Origin of the sequence: Streptomyces rishiriensis, from assembly GCF_003112535.1 — a bacterium.
Classification (GTDB): Bacteria; Actinomycetota; Actinomycetes; order Streptomycetales; family Streptomycetaceae; genus Streptomyces; species Streptomyces rishiriensis.
Window position 1 is genome coordinate 264,660 of sequence record NZ_BEWA01000009.1, and the last position, 17,685, is coordinate 282,344.

At 73.3% G+C, this 17,685-nt stretch carries 13 protein-coding genes; 10 read left to right on the forward strand and 3 right to left on the reverse strand.

Going from position 1 to position 17,685, the window contains the following annotated elements:
- Positions 1-26: 26 nt before the first annotated feature.
- Together Sri02f_RS17265 and Sri02f_RS41230 are read left to right on the forward strand one after the other, a co-directional pair.
- On the forward strand, positions 27-5,879 hold the full coding sequence (locus tag Sri02f_RS17265) for a WD40 domain-containing protein (protein ID WP_218029874.1): 5,853 nt from the start codon (positions 27-29) through the stop codon (positions 5,877-5,879).
- Positions 5,876-6,037, forward strand: a complete 162-nt coding sequence (locus Sri02f_RS41230; protein WP_159106715.1) for a hypothetical protein — start codon at positions 5,876-5,878, stop codon at positions 6,035-6,037. Before Sri02f_RS17265 ends, Sri02f_RS41230 begins: the two co-directional genes overlap by 4 nt.
- 12 nt (positions 6,038-6,049) lie before the next feature.
- On the opposite strand, the gene Sri02f_RS17270 is transcribed toward Sri02f_RS41230, so the two are convergent.
- Both Sri02f_RS17270 and Sri02f_RS17275 read right to left on the reverse strand, forming a co-directional pair.
- Complete coding sequence (locus Sri02f_RS17270; protein ID WP_109002190.1) at positions 6,050-6,736, reverse strand: glycerophosphodiester phosphodiesterase; 687 nt, start codon at positions 6,734-6,736, stop codon at positions 6,050-6,052.
- 33 nt (positions 6,737-6,769) lie between these two features.
- The gene (locus tag Sri02f_RS17275; protein ID WP_245970652.1) at positions 6,770-7,897 is read right to left on the reverse strand and encodes an adenosine deaminase; all 1,128 of its coding nucleotides are present in this window, start codon (positions 7,895-7,897) and stop codon (positions 6,770-6,772) included.
- A gap of 238 nt (positions 7,898-8,135) precedes the next feature.
- On the opposite strand from Sri02f_RS17275, the gene Sri02f_RS42810 reads away from it, so the two are divergent.
- Positions 8,136-9,101: a DUF4190 domain-containing protein gene (locus Sri02f_RS42810; protein WP_245970653.1), complete on the forward strand. Its 966-nt coding sequence runs from the start codon at positions 8,136-8,138 to the stop codon at positions 9,099-9,101.
- 48 nt (positions 9,102-9,149) lie between these two features.
- Here the strand turns inward: Sri02f_RS42810 and ybiA are convergent, their stop codons facing one another.
- Positions 9,150-9,710 carry a riboflavin biosynthesis intermediates N-glycosidase gene (gene ybiA, locus Sri02f_RS17285; RefSeq protein WP_174855662.1) on the reverse strand — a complete coding sequence of 187 codons (561 nt, stop codon included), beginning with the start codon at positions 9,708-9,710 and terminating at the stop codon, positions 9,150-9,152.
- A 221-nt stretch (positions 9,711-9,931) separates the two neighbouring features.
- Here ybiA and Sri02f_RS17290 point away from each other — a divergent pair, with 221 nt between their 5' ends.
- The 7 genes from Sri02f_RS17290 to Sri02f_RS17320 all read left to right on the forward strand — a co-directional run bounded on the left by Sri02f_RS17290 (position 9,932) and on the right by Sri02f_RS17320 (position 17,680).
- Positions 9,932-11,446: a gamma-aminobutyraldehyde dehydrogenase gene (locus Sri02f_RS17290; RefSeq protein ID WP_109002192.1), complete on the forward strand. Its 1,515-nt coding sequence runs from the start codon at positions 9,932-9,934 to the stop codon at positions 11,444-11,446.
- Positions 11,447-11,501: 55 nt separating this feature from the next.
- Positions 11,502-12,749, forward strand: coding sequence for an ABC transporter substrate-binding protein (locus Sri02f_RS17295; protein ID WP_109002193.1), 1,248 nt, complete (start codon positions 11,502-11,504; stop codon positions 12,747-12,749).
- A 5-nt stretch (positions 12,750-12,754) separates the two neighbouring features.
- Positions 12,755-13,906 (forward strand): ABC transporter ATP-binding protein, encoded by a 1,152-nt coding sequence (locus Sri02f_RS17300; protein ID WP_174855663.1) that lies wholly within the window; start codon positions 12,755-12,757, stop codon positions 13,904-13,906.
- 1 nt (position 13,907) lies between these two features.
- Positions 13,908-14,837 carry an ABC transporter permease gene (locus Sri02f_RS17305; protein ID WP_109002195.1) on the forward strand — a complete coding sequence of 310 codons (930 nt, stop codon included), beginning with the start codon at positions 13,908-13,910 and terminating at the stop codon, positions 14,835-14,837.
- Positions 14,838-15,638, forward strand: a complete 801-nt coding sequence (locus tag Sri02f_RS17310; protein WP_109002196.1) for an ABC transporter permease — start codon at positions 14,838-14,840, stop codon at positions 15,636-15,638.
- 33 nt (positions 15,639-15,671) lie between these two features.
- Positions 15,672-17,090, forward strand: a complete 1,419-nt coding sequence (locus Sri02f_RS17315; protein ID WP_109002197.1) for an NAD(P)/FAD-dependent oxidoreductase — start codon at positions 15,672-15,674, stop codon at positions 17,088-17,090.
- Positions 17,091-17,227: 137 nt separating this feature from the next.
- On the forward strand, positions 17,228-17,680 hold the full coding sequence (locus Sri02f_RS17320; RefSeq protein ID WP_109002198.1) for a bifunctional DNA primase/polymerase: 453 nt from the start codon (positions 17,228-17,230) through the stop codon (positions 17,678-17,680).
- Positions 17,681-17,685 lie beyond the last annotated feature (5 nt).

Sequence of the window (17,685 nt, forward strand, 5' to 3'; positions counted from 1 at the left end):
ATGCTCGTTCACTGCATCATGAAGACATGGGGGGTCGTCAGATGAGCGGTGACACCGGACCGTTGGACTTCTTCGTCAGCTATTCGCCCGCGGACGAGCGCTGGGCGTCCTGGATCGCCTGGACGCTGGAGGAGGCCGGATACCGGACCGTCCTGCAGGCCTGGGACTTCGTGCCGGGGACCAACTTCGTCGACTTCATGGACCGCGGGGTGAGCGAGTCCGCGGCCGTCATCGCCGTCCTCTCGCGCAACTACGAGCGCTCCCGGTACGGCCGCATGGAGTGGCAGGCCGCCCTGCGCGCCGACCCGGACCTGCCCGAGCGCCGGCTGATCACCGTCCGGGTCGAGGACATCCCGGTGGAGGGGCTGCTCGCCACGCTCACCTACGTGGACCTGGTGCCGGTGACCGACCCGTCCGCCGCCCGCGACCTGCTGCTCGTCCGCGTGCGCCAGGCCCTCGACGGCCGGGCCCGGCCCACCCTGCGGCCCGGCTACCCGGGCGACGGGCAGCCCGGGCCGCCCGCCGCGGCGGCGCCGGTCGCGCCGCGGAGCGGCCGGCCGCTCGGGCGCCCCGGCTGGGCCGGACGCCGCAGGCCCGCCACGCCGCCCGTCTACCCGCGGGTCGCCGGCGCCCCGGCGACCCGCGACGCGGTCACCGTGCTGCAGCTGGCCGGGCCCGCCTTCGGACGCGGCCAGGACCCGGCCGAACTGCAGGCGGCGATCTGGGGCGATCTCGTCGAGCTCGCCGACGCGGGCGCGCCCGGACCCGATCTGCTGGTCGTCACCGGCGATCTCACCGCCTCCGGCAGCCCGCGCGAGTTCGACCAGGCGCTCTCCTTCCTCACCGGACTGCGGGCGCTGCTGGGCCTCGAACCGCACCGGGTGGCCCTCGTCCCCGGCGGCCACGACGTCAACCAGGCCGCCTGCCGGGCCTACTTCAGCACCTGCGAGGCGGACGAGATGCCGCCCAGGCCGCCGTACTGGCCCAAGTGGCGGCACTTCACGCGGCTCTTCCAGGAGCTCTACCAGGGGCTCGACGCCGTCTTCGACAGCGACCAGCCGTGGACCCTCTTCCCCGTGCCCGAACTGCACACCGTCGTCGCCGGGCTCAACTCCTCGATGGCCTACAGCCACCGCCTCGACGACCAGTACGGCTTCGTCGGGCCCGAGCAGGCCGCCTGGTTCGCGCAGGCGCTGCGGCCCTACGAGGAGGAGGGCTGGCTCCGGATCGGCGCGCTGCGGCACGCCCCCGGGACCGCCCGCGCCGGAGTGCTGCGCGGCGCCGCCGCCCCGGACGGCTCGGGGCCGCTGCGCGACACCGACGTGCTGGCCCGGCTCACCGCCCCCCGGCTGCACCTGCTGCTGCACGGCCCGACCGGCCCCGGCGCGCACTCCGTCCTGCCCACCGCCGCCGGAGAGCTGCCGCTGCTGGCCGCCGCCGGCCCCGCCCGGCACCAGCTGCTGCGCATCGGCCGCGACGGACTGGCCGTCTGGCCGGGTCCCGGCGAACCGCGCCGCACCCGGGCCGACTGGCGGCGGGCCCACCGCGCCTTCGCCCCCGACGAGGCGGCCGGCGCGCCCGGCGGTCCTCCCGGCGGCGCACCGCACACGGGCGCCGACCCGGACCCCGAGCCGCGCGCCCTGCAGTCCCCGGCCGAGACGCTGCTGGCCCGTGTCGCCGAGGTCTGCCGGACCCGGCACGAGGGCGCGCAGATCCGCCCGGTGGCCGGACCGGTGCCCCAACTCCTCGTCACCTGGACCCAGTCGGGCTTCGTACGGCAGCAGCGCGTCGCCGTGCACACCGGCACGCCCACCGACCAGGACGTCGAGCGCGTGGTCGCCCTCGTCCACGCGGCGGACTCCGAGACCGAGGCCGAACTCGTCCACGACGGTCCGCCGCCCGCCCGGGAGCTGCGTGACCAGGCCCGCCGCCGAGGCGTCCGGGTGCGCAGCTTCACCGAGTTCCAGGGCCTGCTCGACCTGCGGGCGTACGTCGGCGCCCAGAGCGAGCGGCTGCGCACCGACCTGCGCTACCCGCCGGGCATGTACCTGCCCCAGCGCTACCGCGAGATCGAGCGCATCGACGCCGAGGACCGCGACGGCCTGGTCGACGACATGCTCCGCCTCCTCGACTCCGACCAGGGCCGCTTCCTGCTCCTGCTGGGCGACTTCGGCCACGGCAAGACGTTCGCGCTGCGCGAGCTGGCCCGCCGCATCCCCGCCGAACTCCCGCACCTGGTACCGCTGCTGGTGGAGCTGAACGCCCTGGACCGGGCCTACTCCTTCGAGGGCCTGGTCGCCGCCCACCTCGCCGCCCACGGCGTCGACAACATCGACCTGCGCGCCTTCCGGTACATGCTCCAGCAGGGCCGCATCGTGCTCCTCTTCGACGGCTTCGACGAACTCGTCACCCGGGTGACGTACGACCGCGCCGCCGAACGCCTCCAGGTGCTGCTCGACTCCGCCGTCGACAGCGCCAAGATCGTCGTCAGCAGCCGCACCCAGCACTTCCGTTCCCAGGGGCAGGTGCTGACCGCGCTCGGCGAACGCGTGGGCCTGCTCCCGCACCGCCGGGTGCTGGCCGTCCAGGAGTTCACCCCGCAGCAGATCCGCGCCTACCTGGTCAACCGCTACGACGGCGACGACCGCGCCGCCGACCGCCGGGTCCATCTGCTCGACGCCATCCCCGACCTGCTCGCCCTGTGCCGCAACCCCCGCCTCCTCGGCTTCGTCGCCGACCTCGACGACGACCAGCTGCGCGCCGTCGCCGGCGCGGGCCGCGCCCTCAGCCCCGCCGGCCTCTACCAGGAGGTGCTCACCGCCTGGCTGCGCTTCGAGCAGCAGCGGGCCGGCGGCGGCGCCGGGCGGGCTCCCGGACTCAGCCTGGACCAGCTGTGGCGGGCGGTCACCGCGCTCGCCCTGCGGCTGTGGCAGAGCGGCCAGGACTCACTGCGCCTCGACGAGCTGACGGACGTCGCCGAGACCCTGACCGGACTCGCCGACAGCCGCCTGTCCGTCCCGCAGGCCGCGCACGCCGTCGGCTCCGGCAGCCTGCTGGTGCGCGGCGAGGACGGCGTGTTCCGTTTCATCCACGGCTCGGTGGTGGAGTGGCTCATCGCCCGCGAGTGCGCGCTGCGGCTGGCCGCGGGGGACAGCGCGCTGCTGGGCCTGCGCCCGCTCAGCCGGCTCGCCGTCGAGTTCCTGTGCGACCTGGCCGACCACCGCGCCTGCCAGGAGTGGGCGGAACGGGTGCTGGACGAGCAGGACTCCGGCGGCGCGGAGGTGTCGCGCGCCAACGCCGTGAAGATCCTCTCCCGGCTGCGGGTGCCCGCCCACACCGACCTGCGGGGCGCCGCCCTGGCCGGGGAGGACCTCTCCTACCGCGACTTCTCCGGCGTCGACCTCACCCGCGCCGATCTCACCGACGCCCGCCTGGTCGGCGCGAACCTCTCCGGCGCCGTCCTGCGCGACGCCCGGCTGACCGGCGCGCGGCTCGACGGGGCCGATCTCACCGGGGCCGACCTGCGCGGCGCCGACCTGCGGCGGTCCCGGCTGATCCGCGCCGACCTCACCGGCGCCCGGGTCGAGGGCGGCAACTGGCGGCGCGCCGCGCTCATCGCGGCGACCACCGGGGCCGGGCTGCCGGACACCCCGGAACTGGCCGCCGCCGCGTTCGCCCCCGGCATGAGCGTCGACTCCGGCTTCCGGCCCTCCGCGGTCGGCGTGCCCTACGGCTTCGACATGCGCACCAGCCGGCTGCCCGAACCGATCTCGTACAGTCCGGACGGCGAACTGCTCGCCGTCGGCAGCGAGGACGGCGGGGTCCTGGTCTGCGACGCCGTCACCGGCACCGCACTGCGCACCCTGCAGGGCCACACCGACCGCGTCTACGCCGTCAAGTTCCGCGAGCGCGTGCTGGCCACCGGCGGCGCCGACGGCACGGTGCGGCTGTGGGACCCGGTGTCCGGCGCGTGCCGGCACGTGCTGCGCATCCACGAGGGCGGGGTCTGGCCGCTCGCCCTGGACGCCGGGGGCGCCCTGCTGGCCACCGGCGACGCCGACGGCGTGGTCACCCTGTGGGACACGGCCACGGGCCGGCCCCTGCACCGGCTGCCCGGCCACTCCGCGCCCGTCTACACCGTCGCCTTCGCGGCCGACGGCGCCACCCTCGTCACCGGGGACGCCTCGGCCGCCGTACGGCTGTGGGACCTCGCCGCCGGGCGGCTGCTGGGAGCGCTGCCCGGGCACCGGGGGGCGGTCTTCCGGGCCCGGTTCAGCCCGGACGGCGCCCTGCTCGCCACCGGCGACATGGGAGACGGGCGGGCCGGGACCGTCCGGGTGTGGGACGTGGCCCGGCGGCGGGTGGTGCACACCTTCGGCGGACACGCGGGCCGCGTCTACACGCTGGACTTCCACCCCGGGGGCCGGTTCCTGGTGAGCGGGGACACCGAGGGCGAGGTACGGCTGTGGGACCTGGCCGCAGGGGCCGGCGCCGGGGTGCTCGGCGGCTGCCGCGGCGCCGTGTACCAGGTGCTCTTCGACCCCGAGGGAACCCTGCTGGCCGCCGGGGACAGCCAGGGCGTGGTGCGGCTGTGGCGGGTCGACCCGCAGGGCGACCCGGTCGCCGTGCCGCTCACCCGCCAGCCGCCCGAGCACCGCGGCTCGGTCTGGGTGTGCACGTTCCGTCCCGCCGCGGAAGGGGCCGCGGGGTCCGCCGGGGCCGGGCTCGCCCCGGACGCCGGCTCGCTGCTGGTCACCGGCGGCAACGACGGCGTCGTCCGGCTCTGGGACCCGGCCACCGGCCAGGGGCGGCGGATCCTGCGCGGACACGGGCGGCGGATCGCCACCCTGTCCTTCAGCGCCGACGGCTCGATGCTGGCGGCCGGCGGCAACGACGGCGTCGTCCGGCTGTGGCACACCTCCTCCGGGCGGCGGCTGCGGGAGCTGGCCGGACACAGCGACCGGCTGGTCTCGGCCGTGTTCGGCCCCGACGGCCCGCTGCTGGCCACCGCGAGCAGCGACGGCGACATGTACCTGTGGAACGCGGGCACCGGCGAGTACCAGCGCGAGATGGACGTGGAGACGGACCACGTCTGGGCCGAGGCGTTCAGCCCGGACGGCGAACTGCTCGCCACCGCCAACGACGACGACACGGTCTGCCTGTGGTACCGGGCGACCGGCGCACACGTCGTCACCATCGGCGAGCACTTCGGACGCGTCCGCTCCATCGCCTTCCGGCCCGACGGCGCGGTCCTGGCGACCGGTTGCGACGACCGCAAGGTGCGCATCTGGGACGTCGCCGAACGCCGGGTCACCGCCGTGCTCGACGGACACGCCGATCGCGTGTACGCCGTCACGTTCGCGGCCGACGGCTCCTGGCTGGCCAGCGCCTCCTGGGACGGCCTGGCGGTGATCTGGCGCGACGGCGCGGCCGTGCACCGGCTGACCGGCCACAGCGGCAGACTCTGGACGGCCGCGGCCCATCCGCGCCGCCCGCTGCTCGCGACCGCCGGCGACGACCGCACGGTCCGCCTCTGGGACGCCCGCACCGGCCGCGAGGCCGCCGTCCTGACCGGCCACACCGGCCGGGTGCTGGCGGTCTCCTTCAGCCCCGACGGCTCGCTGCTGGCCAGCGGCGGCGAGGACGGCACGGTCCGGCTGTGGGAGGTCCCCGCCGACGGCCCGGTCGCGCTCCGCGCCGTCCTGGTCGGACTGCCGGGCGGCTGGGCCGCGCTCGCGCCGTCCGGCGGCTACAAGTACGAGGGGGACGTCACCGGCGAGTTCTGGCACGCGGTGGGCATGTGCCGGTTCGAGCCGGGGGAGCTGGACGGCCATCTCCCCGGGGTGCGCGACGTCCCGCTGGAGGAGCCGCTGCGGTGAGGACCTCCGCCCCGGGCGTCACCAGCGGTCCCGCCCAGGGCGCGCGGCGCTACGGCCTGGTCCGCGACACCGGCCGGGACGACGCACCGGTCCCGCAGTACGTCACCCGCGAGACGCCGTCCGACCCGGCGACGGCGCCGCAGCGCTCCGACGTGTGACGTCCCGCGGGCTCAGGCCTGTTCGCGCAGCGCGGTCAGCACGTCGATGCGGTTGGTGGTGACGGAGTCGACGCCCAGGCCGATGAGCCGGCGCAGCGCGCGGCGGGTGTCGGGGGTCCACACGGAGAGCAGGAAGCCGTCGTGGTGGACGCGCGCGGCGAGGTCCCGGTCCACCAGGGAGAAGCGGTAGTTGAGCCAGCGCGGCTTGACCGCGGCGAGCAACGCGGGGCGCGGGGGCGCCAGGCTCGTGCAGGTCAGGGCGATCTCGGCGGACGGGTCCGCGGCGCGCACGGCGAGCATCGCCACGGCGTCGGCGCAGTAGTAGACCCGGTCGGCGGCCCCGGCCTCGCGCACGGCGTCGACGATCCGCCGCGCCGTGCGCTCCTCCCGGGTGCCCGGCAGGTCGAGCATCAGCCTGCTGCCGTCCGTCGCCGCGAGCGCCTCCGCGAGGGTGGGCACTGCGCCGTCCGTGAGTCCGCGCACCTCCGCGGCGGACAGCGACCGCAGCGGCCGGTCCTGCCCCCAGAGCCGCTTGAGCGTCTCGTCGTGGAGCAGGACGGGCACGCCGTCCCGGGTGAGCCGGACGTCGCACTCGACGGCGTCCGCACCCCGGTCGAGCGCGGACATCAGCGAGTCGATCGTGTTCTCACGGAAGCGGTAGGGGTCGCCGCGATGGGCGACGGCGGTCACGTTCTGCATGGGCCCATTGTGGCGGGCCGGGGCGGACCGCCGTCAGGGGGCGAGCCACCCGGCGGTGTAGGCGTCGATCTCGTCCCGGACGCGTCGCTTGCCGCTCTCCTCCAGGAAGGAGGCCTCGACCGCGTTCTTCGCGAGGCCGGCGACGCCGCGCTCGTCGAGGCCGAGGAGTCGGGCGGCCACCGCGTACTCGCTGTTGAGGTCCGTGCCGAACATGGGCGGGTCGTCGGAGTTGACCGTCACCAGGACGCCGGCCTCCACGAACTGCTTGATCGGGTGCTCGTCGAGGGTGCGGACCGCACGCGTGGCGATGTTCGACGTGGGGCACACCTCCAGCGCGATCCGGGCCTCGGCGAGGTGGGCGAGGAGCTTCCCGTCCTGCGCGGAGCTGGTGCCGTGGCCGATGCGCTCGGCGCGCAGATGCGTCAGCGCGTCCCACACCGTCTCGGGGCCGGTGGTCTCGCCGGCGTGCGGCACGGACCGCAGCCCGGCGGCGATCGCCCGGTCGAAGTACGGCTTGAACTGCGGGCGCGGCACCCCGATCTCGGGCCCGCCGAGGCCGAAGGAGACCAGCCCCTCGGGGCGGACCCGGTCGTCGGTGGCGAGCCGCGTCGTCTCCTCGGCGGCCTCCAGCCCGGCCTCGCCGGGGATGTCGAAGCACCAGCGCAGCACGGTCCCGAACTCCGCCTCGGCCGCCTTGCGGGCATCCTCGACGGCGTCCATGAAGGCGAGTTCGTCGATGCCGCGCCGGGTCGAGGAGAACGGGGTGATCGTCAGCTCCGCGTACCGCACCTGCTGGCGGGCCAGGTCCCGGGCGACCTCGTACGTCAGCAGCCGGACGTCCTCGGGGGTGCGGATGAGGTCGACGACGGACAGGTACACCTCGATGAAGTGGGCGAAGTCCGTGAACGTGAAGTAGTCGGCCAGAGCCTCGGGGTCGGTGGGCACCCTGGAGTCGGGGTGCCGGGCGGCCAGCTCGGAGACGATGCGGGGGGAGGCGGAGCCTACGTGGTGCACGTGCAATTCGGCCTTCGGCAGCCCCGCGATGAAGGCGTGCAGATCGCGGCCGCCGGCCGCGGCCGCGACGGTGGGACCGGCGGGTGCGCCGGACGCGGGGGAGCCGGACGAGGCGGCTGCTGAGGATGCGTCGAGGCGGTCGGTCATGGGGTCCTCCCCGGGACGGCGCCCGTGGCCCGGCGGGCCGGACGGGACGCGGGTGATCGGCTGATCGGTGGGTCGGGATCATCGTAGGCGGAGGGCTCGGCGGGCGGCCGCGGGCCCGTCCCGCAAGCGCCCCGCCGACCGCGGGCCGTAGCATGACGGAACGTGCGCGGGGTGGAACGGCGTACGGGTGACGGAACGCAGAACGCAGGCCCGAAGCGGGCGACAGGGGGATCCACGCATGTCCGACGAGGTGCCGACACCGACCGACGACGCCACCCGCTCCCCGTGGCCAGCCGCCGCCTCCGCCGACGCGGACGGTCCGCAGGACGCGGCCGGCAAGGTCTCCTTGGGCAAGGGCCCGGGGGAGGGGACGGCGGACGGCGATGCGGGTCCGGCGGTCGCGGGGGCTGCGGGGGCTGCGGGCGGGAGTGCCGCTGACGCGTCCGGCCCTGCGTGGCCCGCGCCCCCCGGGGCGGACGCGCCTCCGTCCGACGCGCCTCCGTCCGACGCGGTGCCGTCGGGCGAGGGGGCGACGGGTGGGGCCGGTCCGTGGGCCGCTCCCGGTGGCGGTGAGCCGAGCGGGCCCGGTCGCACCGCCGGCCCGGATCCCGTGCTTCCCGGCCAGGCGCCCCCGTCCGTCCACGACCAGCGGACGGTCACCTCGATGCCGGCCGCCGGCGGCGCTCCGCAGCCCTGGACCAGCCCCTTCGGCGCCCCGCAGGCCGGGCAGCCGCTCGGGTCCTTCCCGCCGCCCAACCCGGCGACCGCCGTCGGCGGCCCGCCCCCCAACCCCTTCGCGCCTCCCGCGCAGGCCGTCCCGCCGCCGCCCATCGCCCCCGACGGTCCGGGACAGATCCCCTACGGCTACCCGGGCGGCTACGGCTACGGCTACGGCTACCCGCCCCCGCAGCCCTACGGGGGCGGCCCGGGCCTGTACGGCTGGACCGGGACCGGGGCGGGGGACAGCAACGGCATGGGGGTCGCCGGGCTCGCGCTCGGGATCCTCGCCGCTGTCCTCTTCTGTCTCTGGCCGCTCGCCGCCGTCCTCGGCATCCTCGGCGTCGTCTTCGGCGCGATCGGACGCCGGAAGGCCGCCCGGGGCGAGGCCTCCAACCCCGGCCAGGCGCTGGCGGGCATCATCTGCGGAGCCGTGGGCGTGGTGCTCGCCGTCGCGGTGGGCGTCCTGACGATCGTGGTGCCCTGAGGCTCCGGCGACGCGCGGCGGAGGCCGGCCCAGCCGTTCTCCCGCCGCTCAGCCGGCGGCCCGCAGCCGCTCTCTCGCCTCCATCAGCGCGAACCCCAGCAGGTTCGGCCCCCGCCACCGCTGCGGATCCATCGCCGCCTCGTCGTCGGCCGCCAGACCGATGCCCCACACGCGGTCCATGGGGCTCGCCTCGACCAGCACCCGGGTGCCGGTGCCCAGCAGGAAAGCGCGCAGCCCGGCGTCCGAGGCGAACTTGTGGACGCTGCCCTCGACCACGATCCCGAACCGCTCCCGCTGCCAGGTCTCCTCGTCGAAGCCGCGCACCAGCCGCCCCTCCTTCTTCGCCTGCGCGGGGGAGGCGGCGGCCAGCGCCCGCCGCTCCGCCTCGGCGTCGCCGAAGAGCCGCGCCTTCGCGGCCATCATCCAGTGCTCGGCCGTCGCATAGCCGACCCCGTCGACCACGAACGGTGACGGCCACCACTGGCTGAGGCAGCTCGCGCCGATCCGCCCGTCCGGTCGCGGCCGGTGTCCCCAGAAGTGCAGGTACTTGATTCGGGCCCCCGCCCGGACGGCGCCGACCAGCGCCTCCCGGTCCACGATCGTGTCCATGCCGCCGAGGATGGCACGCGCCACTGACAGAGCGTCCCCCCTTTTTCGCTCCGACTCGACACCTGGTCGACCCTCGTCGACAGATTTCGTCGCGTAATCAAAAGGCAACAACGGAATCACTTGTTGGAGTGCCCTTGCTCTGTCAGGATCGGCAATCAAATCGAGCTGGAGCTACGCCACCCGCTGCCGAACACTTCGGGGCGAAGGCGGAGGAGAGCGACATGCAGGACCGGTTTCCCGCACAGGAACGTTTCTCGGACGGCGCGCAGTACATCGCCGGCCGCCTGACGAAGGGCACGTCGGGTGCCGCCCACACCGTGGTCGACCCCGCCACCGGCGAGGAGGTCCTCACCTACGAGCTGGCGGGCGCGGGCGACGTCGACGCCGCCGTCGCCGCCGCGCGCGCGGCCTTCACCGGCTGGTCCGCGGCCACCCCGGGCGAGCGCTCCGACGCCCTGCACCGTTTCGCCGCCGTCCTCGCCGACCGCGCCGAGGACCTGGCCCGCGCCGAGTCCCTGCAGTGCGGCAAGCCGCTGAAGCTGACCCGCGAGTTCGACGTCCCGGGGACGATCGACAACACCTCCTTCTTCGCCGGCGCCGCCCGTCACCTCGCGGGCCAGTCCGCCGGCGAGTACTCCGGCGACCACACCTCCTACGTCCGCCGTGAGCCCATCGGCGTCGTCGGCTCCATCGCCCCCTGGAACTACCCCCTCCAGATGGCCGCCTGGAAGATCCTCCCGGCGATCGCCGCGGGCAACACCATCGTGCTCAAGCCCGCCGAACTCACCCCGCTGACCTCGCTCCTCTTCGCGCAGGCGGCCACGGAGGCCGGCATCCCCGACGGCGTCGTCAACATCGTCACCGGGACCGGGCGGACGGCGGGCGAGCACCTGGTCGGCCACCCCGACGTGGCGATGACGTCCTTCACCGGCTCCACCGCCGTCGGCAAGCGCGTCGCCGAGGTCGCCACCGCGACCGTCAAGCGGCTGCACCTGGAGCTCGGCGGAAAGGCGCCCCTCCTGGTCTTCGACGACGCCGACCTGGAGGCCGCGGCCAACGGCGCGGTCGCGGGCGCGCTCATCAACACGGGGCAGGACTGCACGGCCGCCACGCGCGCGTATGTGCAGCGGCCGCTCTACGAGGCGTTCGTCGAGCGGACGGCCGCGCTGATGGAGACGGTCCGGGTCGGAGACCCCTTCGCCCCCGGCACCGACCTCGGGCCGCTGGTCTCGCATCTCCAGCGCGACCGGGTCGCCGCCTTCGTCGACCGGGCGCGCGGGTACGCGCGCGTCGTGACCGGCGGCGAGGCGCCCCAGGGGGAGCTGAAGAACGGCGCCTACTACCTCCCCACGCTGATCGCGGGCGCGGCCCAGGACAGCGAGGTCGTCCAGTCCGAGATCTTCGGGCCGGTCCTGGTGGTCCTGCCCTTCGACGGTGACGACGAGGGCATCGCGCTCGCCAACGACACCCCCTACGGGCTGGCCGCCTCCGCGTGGACCCGGGACGTGTTCCGGGCGAACCGGGCGACACGCGAGATCAAGGCCGGGTGCGTGTGGATCAACGATCACATTCCGATCATCAGCGAGATGCCGCACGGCGGCTACAAGGCCTCCGGCTTCGGCAAGGACATGTCAGCGTATTCGTTCGAGGAGTACACGCAGGTAAAGCACGTTATGTTCGATAACACGGCGGTGGCCCGCAAGCCCTGGCACCGCACTGTCTTCGGGGACTCATAAGCGACGACGACCGGCCGCCGACCACGGCCGTACCTCCCGAAAGGGCACCACGCGCATGGAGCAGTACGAGCCAGACCGCCTCAGCCCGGCCCACCTGGCCGCGATACGGCGCAGCCTCCGCAACGGCAGGGCGGCCATGACCCGACGGTCGGTGCTGCGCGCCTCCGCCGGCGGCGCGCTCACCCTGGGCGGCCTCGGCGCGCTGAGCGGCTGCGGCATCCCCGCCGCCGGCAAGTCCCAGGGCGGCGTCTCCGCGGACGACCACTCGGCGAAGGAGAAGGTCGTCAAGTTCTCCAACTGGCCGGAGTACATCGACGTCGACGACAGTGGCAAGCGCCGCCCGACGCTGGACGCGTTCCGCAGGCAGACCGGCATCGCGGTCACGTACACCGAGGACATCAACGACAACGACGAGTTCTTCGGCAAGATCCAGCCGCAGCTCGCCGCCGGCCAGGACACCGGCCGCGACCTCATCGTCCTCACCGACTGGCTGGCCGCCCGCATGATCCGGCTCGGCTACGTCCAGAAGCTGGACGCGTCCCACCTGCCGCACGCCTTCGCCAACCTCTCGGACCAGTTCCGCAGCCCCGACTGGGACCCGGGCCGCGCCTACTCGTACCCCTGGCAGGGCATCTCGACGGTCATCGCCTTCAACAAGAAGGCGCTGCACGGCGTCGAGGTGAAGTCGGTCTCCGACCTGCTCGACACCCCGGCGCTCAAGGGCCGGGTGGGCCTGCTCACCGAGATGCGCGACACCGTCGGGATGACCATGCTCGACATGGGCAAGGACCCGGCGAAGTTCACCGACGACGACTACGACGCGGTCCTCGCCCGCCTCCAGAAAGCCGTCGACAAGGGCCAGATCCGCCGCTTCACCGGCAACGACTACACCTCCGACCTCAGCAAGGGCGACCTGGCCGCCTGTGTCGCCTGGGCCGGCGACATCGTGCAGCTCCAGGCCGACAACCCGGACGTCGGCTATGTCGTCCCGGACAGCGGCTACATGACCTCGACCGACAACATGCTGATCCCCAACAAGGCGCGCCACAAGACGAACGCCGAGCGGCTGATCGACTACTACTACCAGCCCGAGCCGGCCGCCGAACTCGCCGCGTACATCAACTACGTGAGCCCGGTCGCGGACGTGAAGCCGTACCTCGCCAAGATCGACAAGTCGGCGGCGGACAATCCGCTGATCCTCCCCGACAAGGCCATGCAGGCCAGGTCCCACGCCTTCCGCTCCCTGAGCGCGAAGGAAGAGACCGCCTACCAAGCGAAGTTCGCGAAGCTGACCGGGGCGTGACGACGATGAAGACGAACGACAGCGGCAGCGGCGACGTCCGCCTGACCGGCATCAGCAAGACCTACGGCTCCTTCACCGCCGTCCACCCGCTGGACCTGACCGTCCCGCAGGGCTCCTTCTTCGCCCTGCTCGGCGCCTCCGGCTGCGGCAAGACCACCACCCTGCGCATGATCGCCGGACTGGAGGAGCCGTCCTCGGGGACCGTCCACCTCGGCGACCTCGACGTCACGGCCCTCCCGCCGTACAAGCGCCCGGTGAACACCGTCTTCCAGTCCTACGCGCTCTTCCCGCACCTCGACATCTTCGAGAACGTCGCCTTCGGTCTGCGCCGGCGCGGCATCAAGAGCGTGAAGAAGCAGGTCGAGGACATGCTGGAGCTCGTCCAGCTCGGCGAGCAGGCCCGCAAGAAGCCGCACCAGCTCTCCGGCGGCCAGCAGCAACGCGTCGCCGTGGCCCGCGCCCTGATCAACCACCCCAAGGTGCTCCTCCTCGACGAGCCCCTCGGCGCCCTCGACCTCAAGCTGCGCCGCCAGATGCAGCTGGAGCTCAAGCGCATCCAGACCGAGGTCGGCATCACCTTCGTGCACGTCACGCACGACCAGGAGGAGGCCATGACGATGGCCGACACCGTCGCGGTGATGAACGCCGGCCGCGTCGAGCAGCTCGGCTCCCCGGCCGACCTCTACGAGAACCCGCACACCACGTTCGTCGCCAACTTCCTCGGCACCTCCAACCTCATCGAGGCCGAGGTCGACTCCCGCAGCGGCGGCGACATCGTCCTGAAGGCGGGCGGCGGCAAGCTGGTGCTGCCCGAGGCGCGCTGCTCGGCGCCCACGACGACCGGCGGCAAGGTGCTCGTCGGCGTCCGCCCGGAGAAGATATCCCTCAGCCACGCCGACGACGCGGGCGAGATCCCGGAGGGCCGCAACCGCATCACCGGGAAGATCGCCGACTCCTCGTTCATCGGCGTCTCCACCCAGTACGTCATCGACAGCTCGGTCTGCCCCGAGTTCGAGGTCTACGCCCAGAACATCGACCGCGACGCCCGGCTCGTCCCCGGCGCCGACGTCGTCCTGCACTGGAGCCCGGCCCACACCTTCGGGCTGGACGCGGCACAGGACATCGACGCCGGCATCCAGGAAGAGACGGCGGTCTGAGATGGCGACCCTCACCGAGGCGCCCCCGCCTCTCTCCCCGACGGCGCCGACGCAGAAGCCGCCGCGCAAGCGCGGGCGTCTGACCCCGTACTGGCTGCTGCTGCCCGGCCTGCTCTGGCTGGTCGTGTTCTTCGCGCTGCCGATGATCTACCAGGCCTCCACGTCCGTGCAGACGGGATCCCTGGAGCAGGGCTACAAGGTCACCTGGCACCTCGCCACCTACTGGGACGCCCTCAGCGCGTACTGGCCGCAGTTCCTGCGCTCGGTGCTCTACGCGGGCGCCGCCACGGTCCTGTGCCTGGCGCTCGGCTACCCGCTGGCCTATCTGATCGCCTTCCGCGCCGGACGCTGGCGCAACCTGATCATGATCCTGGTGATCGCGCCGTTCTTCACCAGCTTCCTGATCCGCACCCTCGCCTGGAAGACGATCCTCGCGGACGGCGGCCCCGTCGTCGGCGCCCTGAACACCCTGCACGTCCTCGACGTCACCAGCTGGCTCGGCTGGACGGCCGGGGACCGCGTCCTCGCCACCCCGCTCGCGGTGGTCTGCGGCCTGACGTACAACTTCCTGCCGTTCATGATCCTTCCGCTGTACTCCTCCCTCGAGCGCATCGACGGACGGCTGCACGAGGCGGCGGGCGACCTGTACGCCCGGCCGTCCACCGTCTTCCGCAAGGTCACCTTCCCGCTGTCGATGCCGGGCGTGGTCTCCGGGACGCTGCTGACCTTCATCCCGGCCTCCGGCGACTACGTCAACGCGGAACTCCTCGGCTCGACCGACACCCGCATGATCGGAAACGTCATCCAGACGCAGTTCCTGCGCGTCCTGGACTATCCGACGGCGGCGGCCCTCTCCTTCATCCTCATGGCCGCGATCCTCTTCATGGTCACCTTCTACATCCGCAGGTCCGGGACGGAGGATCTGGTCTAAATGCCCTTCGTCAACTGGCTCAAGCGCCATTTCGTGGTCATCGCGGGACTTCTCACGCTCGCGTATCTCCTCCTGCCGAACGTCGTCGTCACGGTGTTCTCCTTCAACAAGCCGAAGGGCCGCTTCAACTACGAATGGCAGCAGTTCTCCACGGACGCCTGGAAGGACCCGTGCGGCGTGGCCGGCATGTGCGGCTCGTTGTCGCTCAGCCTCCAGATCGCCGTCTGGGCGACCCTGGGCGCCACGCTCCTCGGCACGATGATCGCCTTCGCCCTGGTGCGCTACCGCTTCCGCGCGCGGGGCGCCGTCAACTCGCTGATCTTCCTGCCGATGGCCATGCCCGAGGTCGTCATGGCGGCCTCGCTGCTCACCCTGTTCCTCAACCTGGGCGCGCAGCTGGGATTCTGGACGATCCTCATCGCCCACATCATGTTCTGTCTGAGCTTCGTCGTGACGGCGGTCAAGGCACGCGTGATGTCGATGGACCCGCGCCTCGAACAGGCCGCCCAGGACCTCTACGCCGGACCCGCGCAGACGTTCCTGCGCGTCACCCTGCCGATCGCCGCCCCCGGAATCGCCGCGGGCGCGCTGCTCGCCTTCGCGCTCTCCTTCGACGATTTCATCATCACCAACTTCAACGCGGGCTCCACCGTCACCTTCCCCATGTTCGTCTGGGGCTCGGCACAGCGCGGGACGCCCGTCCAGATCAACGTCATCGGCACGGCCATGTTCCTCGTCGCCGTGGCCCTCGTCCTGACGTCGATGGTCATCAGCAATCGCCGCACCAAGCACAAGGCATGAGCCTGCGCGGAGCCCCTGTAGGGAGTTGACATCATGGCCCCGAGCGCCATGAACCGGTGGATCACTTCTCTTTCCGACGCCCAGCCGGTCCCGTACTGGCTGGAAGACCCGGGCAGGCCCCGCCCCGAAGCCGCGCTCACCGGCCCCGAGACCTGCGACCTGCTGGTCGTCGGGGGCGGCTACAGCGGACTGTGGACCGCGCTCGTCGCCAAGGAGCGCGAGCCGCAGCGGGACGTGGTGCTGCTGGAGGGCCGCGAGGTGGGCTGGGCCGCCTCGGGCCGCAACGGGGGGTTCTGCGCGGCCTCCCTCACCCACGGGCTGTCCAACGGGCTCACCCGCTGGCCGGACGAGATCCACCGGCTCCAGGAGCTCGGGGCGCGCAACCTCGACGAGATCGAGGCGGCGATCGCCCGGCACGGCATCGACTGCGACTTCGAGCGCACCGGCGAGATCGACGTCGCCACCGAGGAGTACCAGGCGCGGGAGCTGCGCGACTGGTACGAGGAGCTGGACCGCCGCGGCCTCGGCGACGGCATCGAGTTCCTCGACGCCGACGCGGTGCGCGAGCAGGTCGCCTCGCCCACCTTCGAGGCCGGCCTGCACGACCGCCGGGGCGTCGCCATGCTCCATCCGGCCAAGCTGGCCTGGGGCCTGAAGGCGGCGTGCCTGCGGCTCGGGGTGCGCGTGTACGAGCACACGCCCGCGCTGGACCTGAAGCCGAACGGCGCCGCAATGGCCGTCCGCACACCGTACGGGCAGGTCCGCGCCCGGCAGATCGCCCTGGGCACGAACATCTTCCCCAGCCTGGTCAGGCGGGTGCGGTCGTACACCGTGCCGGTCTACGACTACGCGCTGATGACCGAGCCGCTGACCGCCGGACAGCTCGACTCCGTCGGCTGGAAGAACCGGCAGGGGCTCGGGGACTCGGCGAACCAGTTCCACTACTTCCGGCTGTCGGCCGACAACCGGATCCTGTGGGGCGGGTACGACGCCGTCTACCCCTACGGGGGCCGGGTGCGCGCCGAGTACGACGACCGGCCGCAGACGTACGCCACACTCGCCGAGCACTTCTTCGGCTGCTTCCCGCAACTCGAGGACGTCCGTTTCACCCACGCGTGGGGCGGGGCGATCGACACCTGCTCGCGCTTCTCGGCGTTCTTCGGCACGGCCCACCGGGGCAGGGTGGCGTACGCGGCCGGGTACACCGGTCTGGGCGTCGGGGCCACCCGGTTCGGGGCCGAGGTGATGCTGGACCTGCTCGCGGGGGAGAGCACCGAGCGGACGTCGCTGGAGATGGTCCGCAGGAAGCCGCTGCCCTTCCCGCCCGAGCCGTTCGCCTGGACGGGCATCGCCCTCACCAAGTGGTCGCTGGCCCGGGCCGACGCGCACGGCGGACGGCGCAACCTGTGGCTGAGGACGATGGACCGGCTGGGCCTGGGCTTCGACAGCTGACAGCCCGGTGAACGGCGGCCCGGTGAACGGCGGCCCGGTTCACTCCAACGGGTCGCCCGAACCCGCGTAACGCCTGCCGGGGACCTCCCTCTCCCTTGTGACGCGACCGCGTCCACGAGTGAAGGGGAGGTCTTCTCATGGCTGGGGCGAAGACGGCCGTCGAATGGCTGGCATCGGTCGCACCGGATCCCGAGGCGTGCCGCTGGGAATGGGAGCGCAACCCGCTGGGGGTGGCGCTGCTGCCCGCGGGCAGGGCCTGGGACGTGCTCATCCTGCCGGGCGGGCTCGGCTGTCCCACCCTCGACGTGCTCACCCGGATCCTCGACCGGCCGGGCCCGGTGCTCGTCGACTTCGGGGACGACCGCATGGGCTTCTTCGTGGCGCCCGGCACCGCCGCCCGCTGGCTCGGCACCGGCATCCGCACCGCCGGGGCCGGCGCCTGGATCGTCGTGCCCTATCCGGGGCGCGGGACCGGGAACGTGCGCTGGCTGGTCCCGCCGGACGGCAGCGGCACCCTGACCGACCCGGCGCTCCTCGAACTGGCGATGCACGAGGCCGCGGCGGGCCTGGCGGACGGAGGGGCCGACTGACGTCC

What these genes read in the sequence shown, in the direction of transcription:
- Sri02f_RS17265 (WP_218029874.1), top strand. Translation starts at nt 27, where the DNA reads ATGGGGGGTCGTCAGATGAGCGGTGACACCGGACCGTTGGACTTCTTC.
- Sri02f_RS17270 (WP_109002190.1), bottom strand. Translation starts at nt 6,736, where the DNA reads ATGCAGAACGTGACCGCCGTCGCCCATCGCGGCGACCCCTACCGCTTC.
- Sri02f_RS17275 (WP_245970652.1), bottom strand. Translation starts at nt 7,897, where the DNA reads ATGACCGACCGCCTCGACGCATCCTCAGCAGCCGCCTCGTCCGGCTCC.
- Sri02f_RS42810 (WP_245970653.1), top strand. Translation starts at nt 8,136, where the DNA reads ATGTCCGACGAGGTGCCGACACCGACCGACGACGCCACCCGCTCCCCG.
- ybiA (WP_174855662.1), bottom strand. Translation starts at nt 9,710, where the DNA reads ATGGACACGATCGTGGACCGGGAGGCGCTGGTCGGCGCCGTCCGGGCG.
- Sri02f_RS17290 (WP_109002192.1), top strand. Translation starts at nt 9,932, where the DNA reads ATGCAGGACCGGTTTCCCGCACAGGAACGTTTCTCGGACGGCGCGCAG.
- Sri02f_RS17295 (WP_109002193.1), top strand. Translation starts at nt 11,502, where the DNA reads ATGGAGCAGTACGAGCCAGACCGCCTCAGCCCGGCCCACCTGGCCGCG.
- Sri02f_RS17300 (WP_174855663.1), top strand. Translation starts at nt 12,755, where the DNA reads ATGAAGACGAACGACAGCGGCAGCGGCGACGTCCGCCTGACCGGCATC.
- Sri02f_RS17305 (WP_109002195.1), top strand. Translation starts at nt 13,908, where the DNA reads ATGGCGACCCTCACCGAGGCGCCCCCGCCTCTCTCCCCGACGGCGCCG.
- Sri02f_RS17310 (WP_109002196.1), top strand. Translation starts at nt 14,838, where the DNA reads ATGCCCTTCGTCAACTGGCTCAAGCGCCATTTCGTGGTCATCGCGGGA.
- Sri02f_RS17315 (WP_109002197.1), top strand. Translation starts at nt 15,672, where the DNA reads ATGGCCCCGAGCGCCATGAACCGGTGGATCACTTCTCTTTCCGACGCC.
- Sri02f_RS17320 (WP_109002198.1), top strand. Translation starts at nt 17,228, where the DNA reads ATGGCTGGGGCGAAGACGGCCGTCGAATGGCTGGCATCGGTCGCACCG.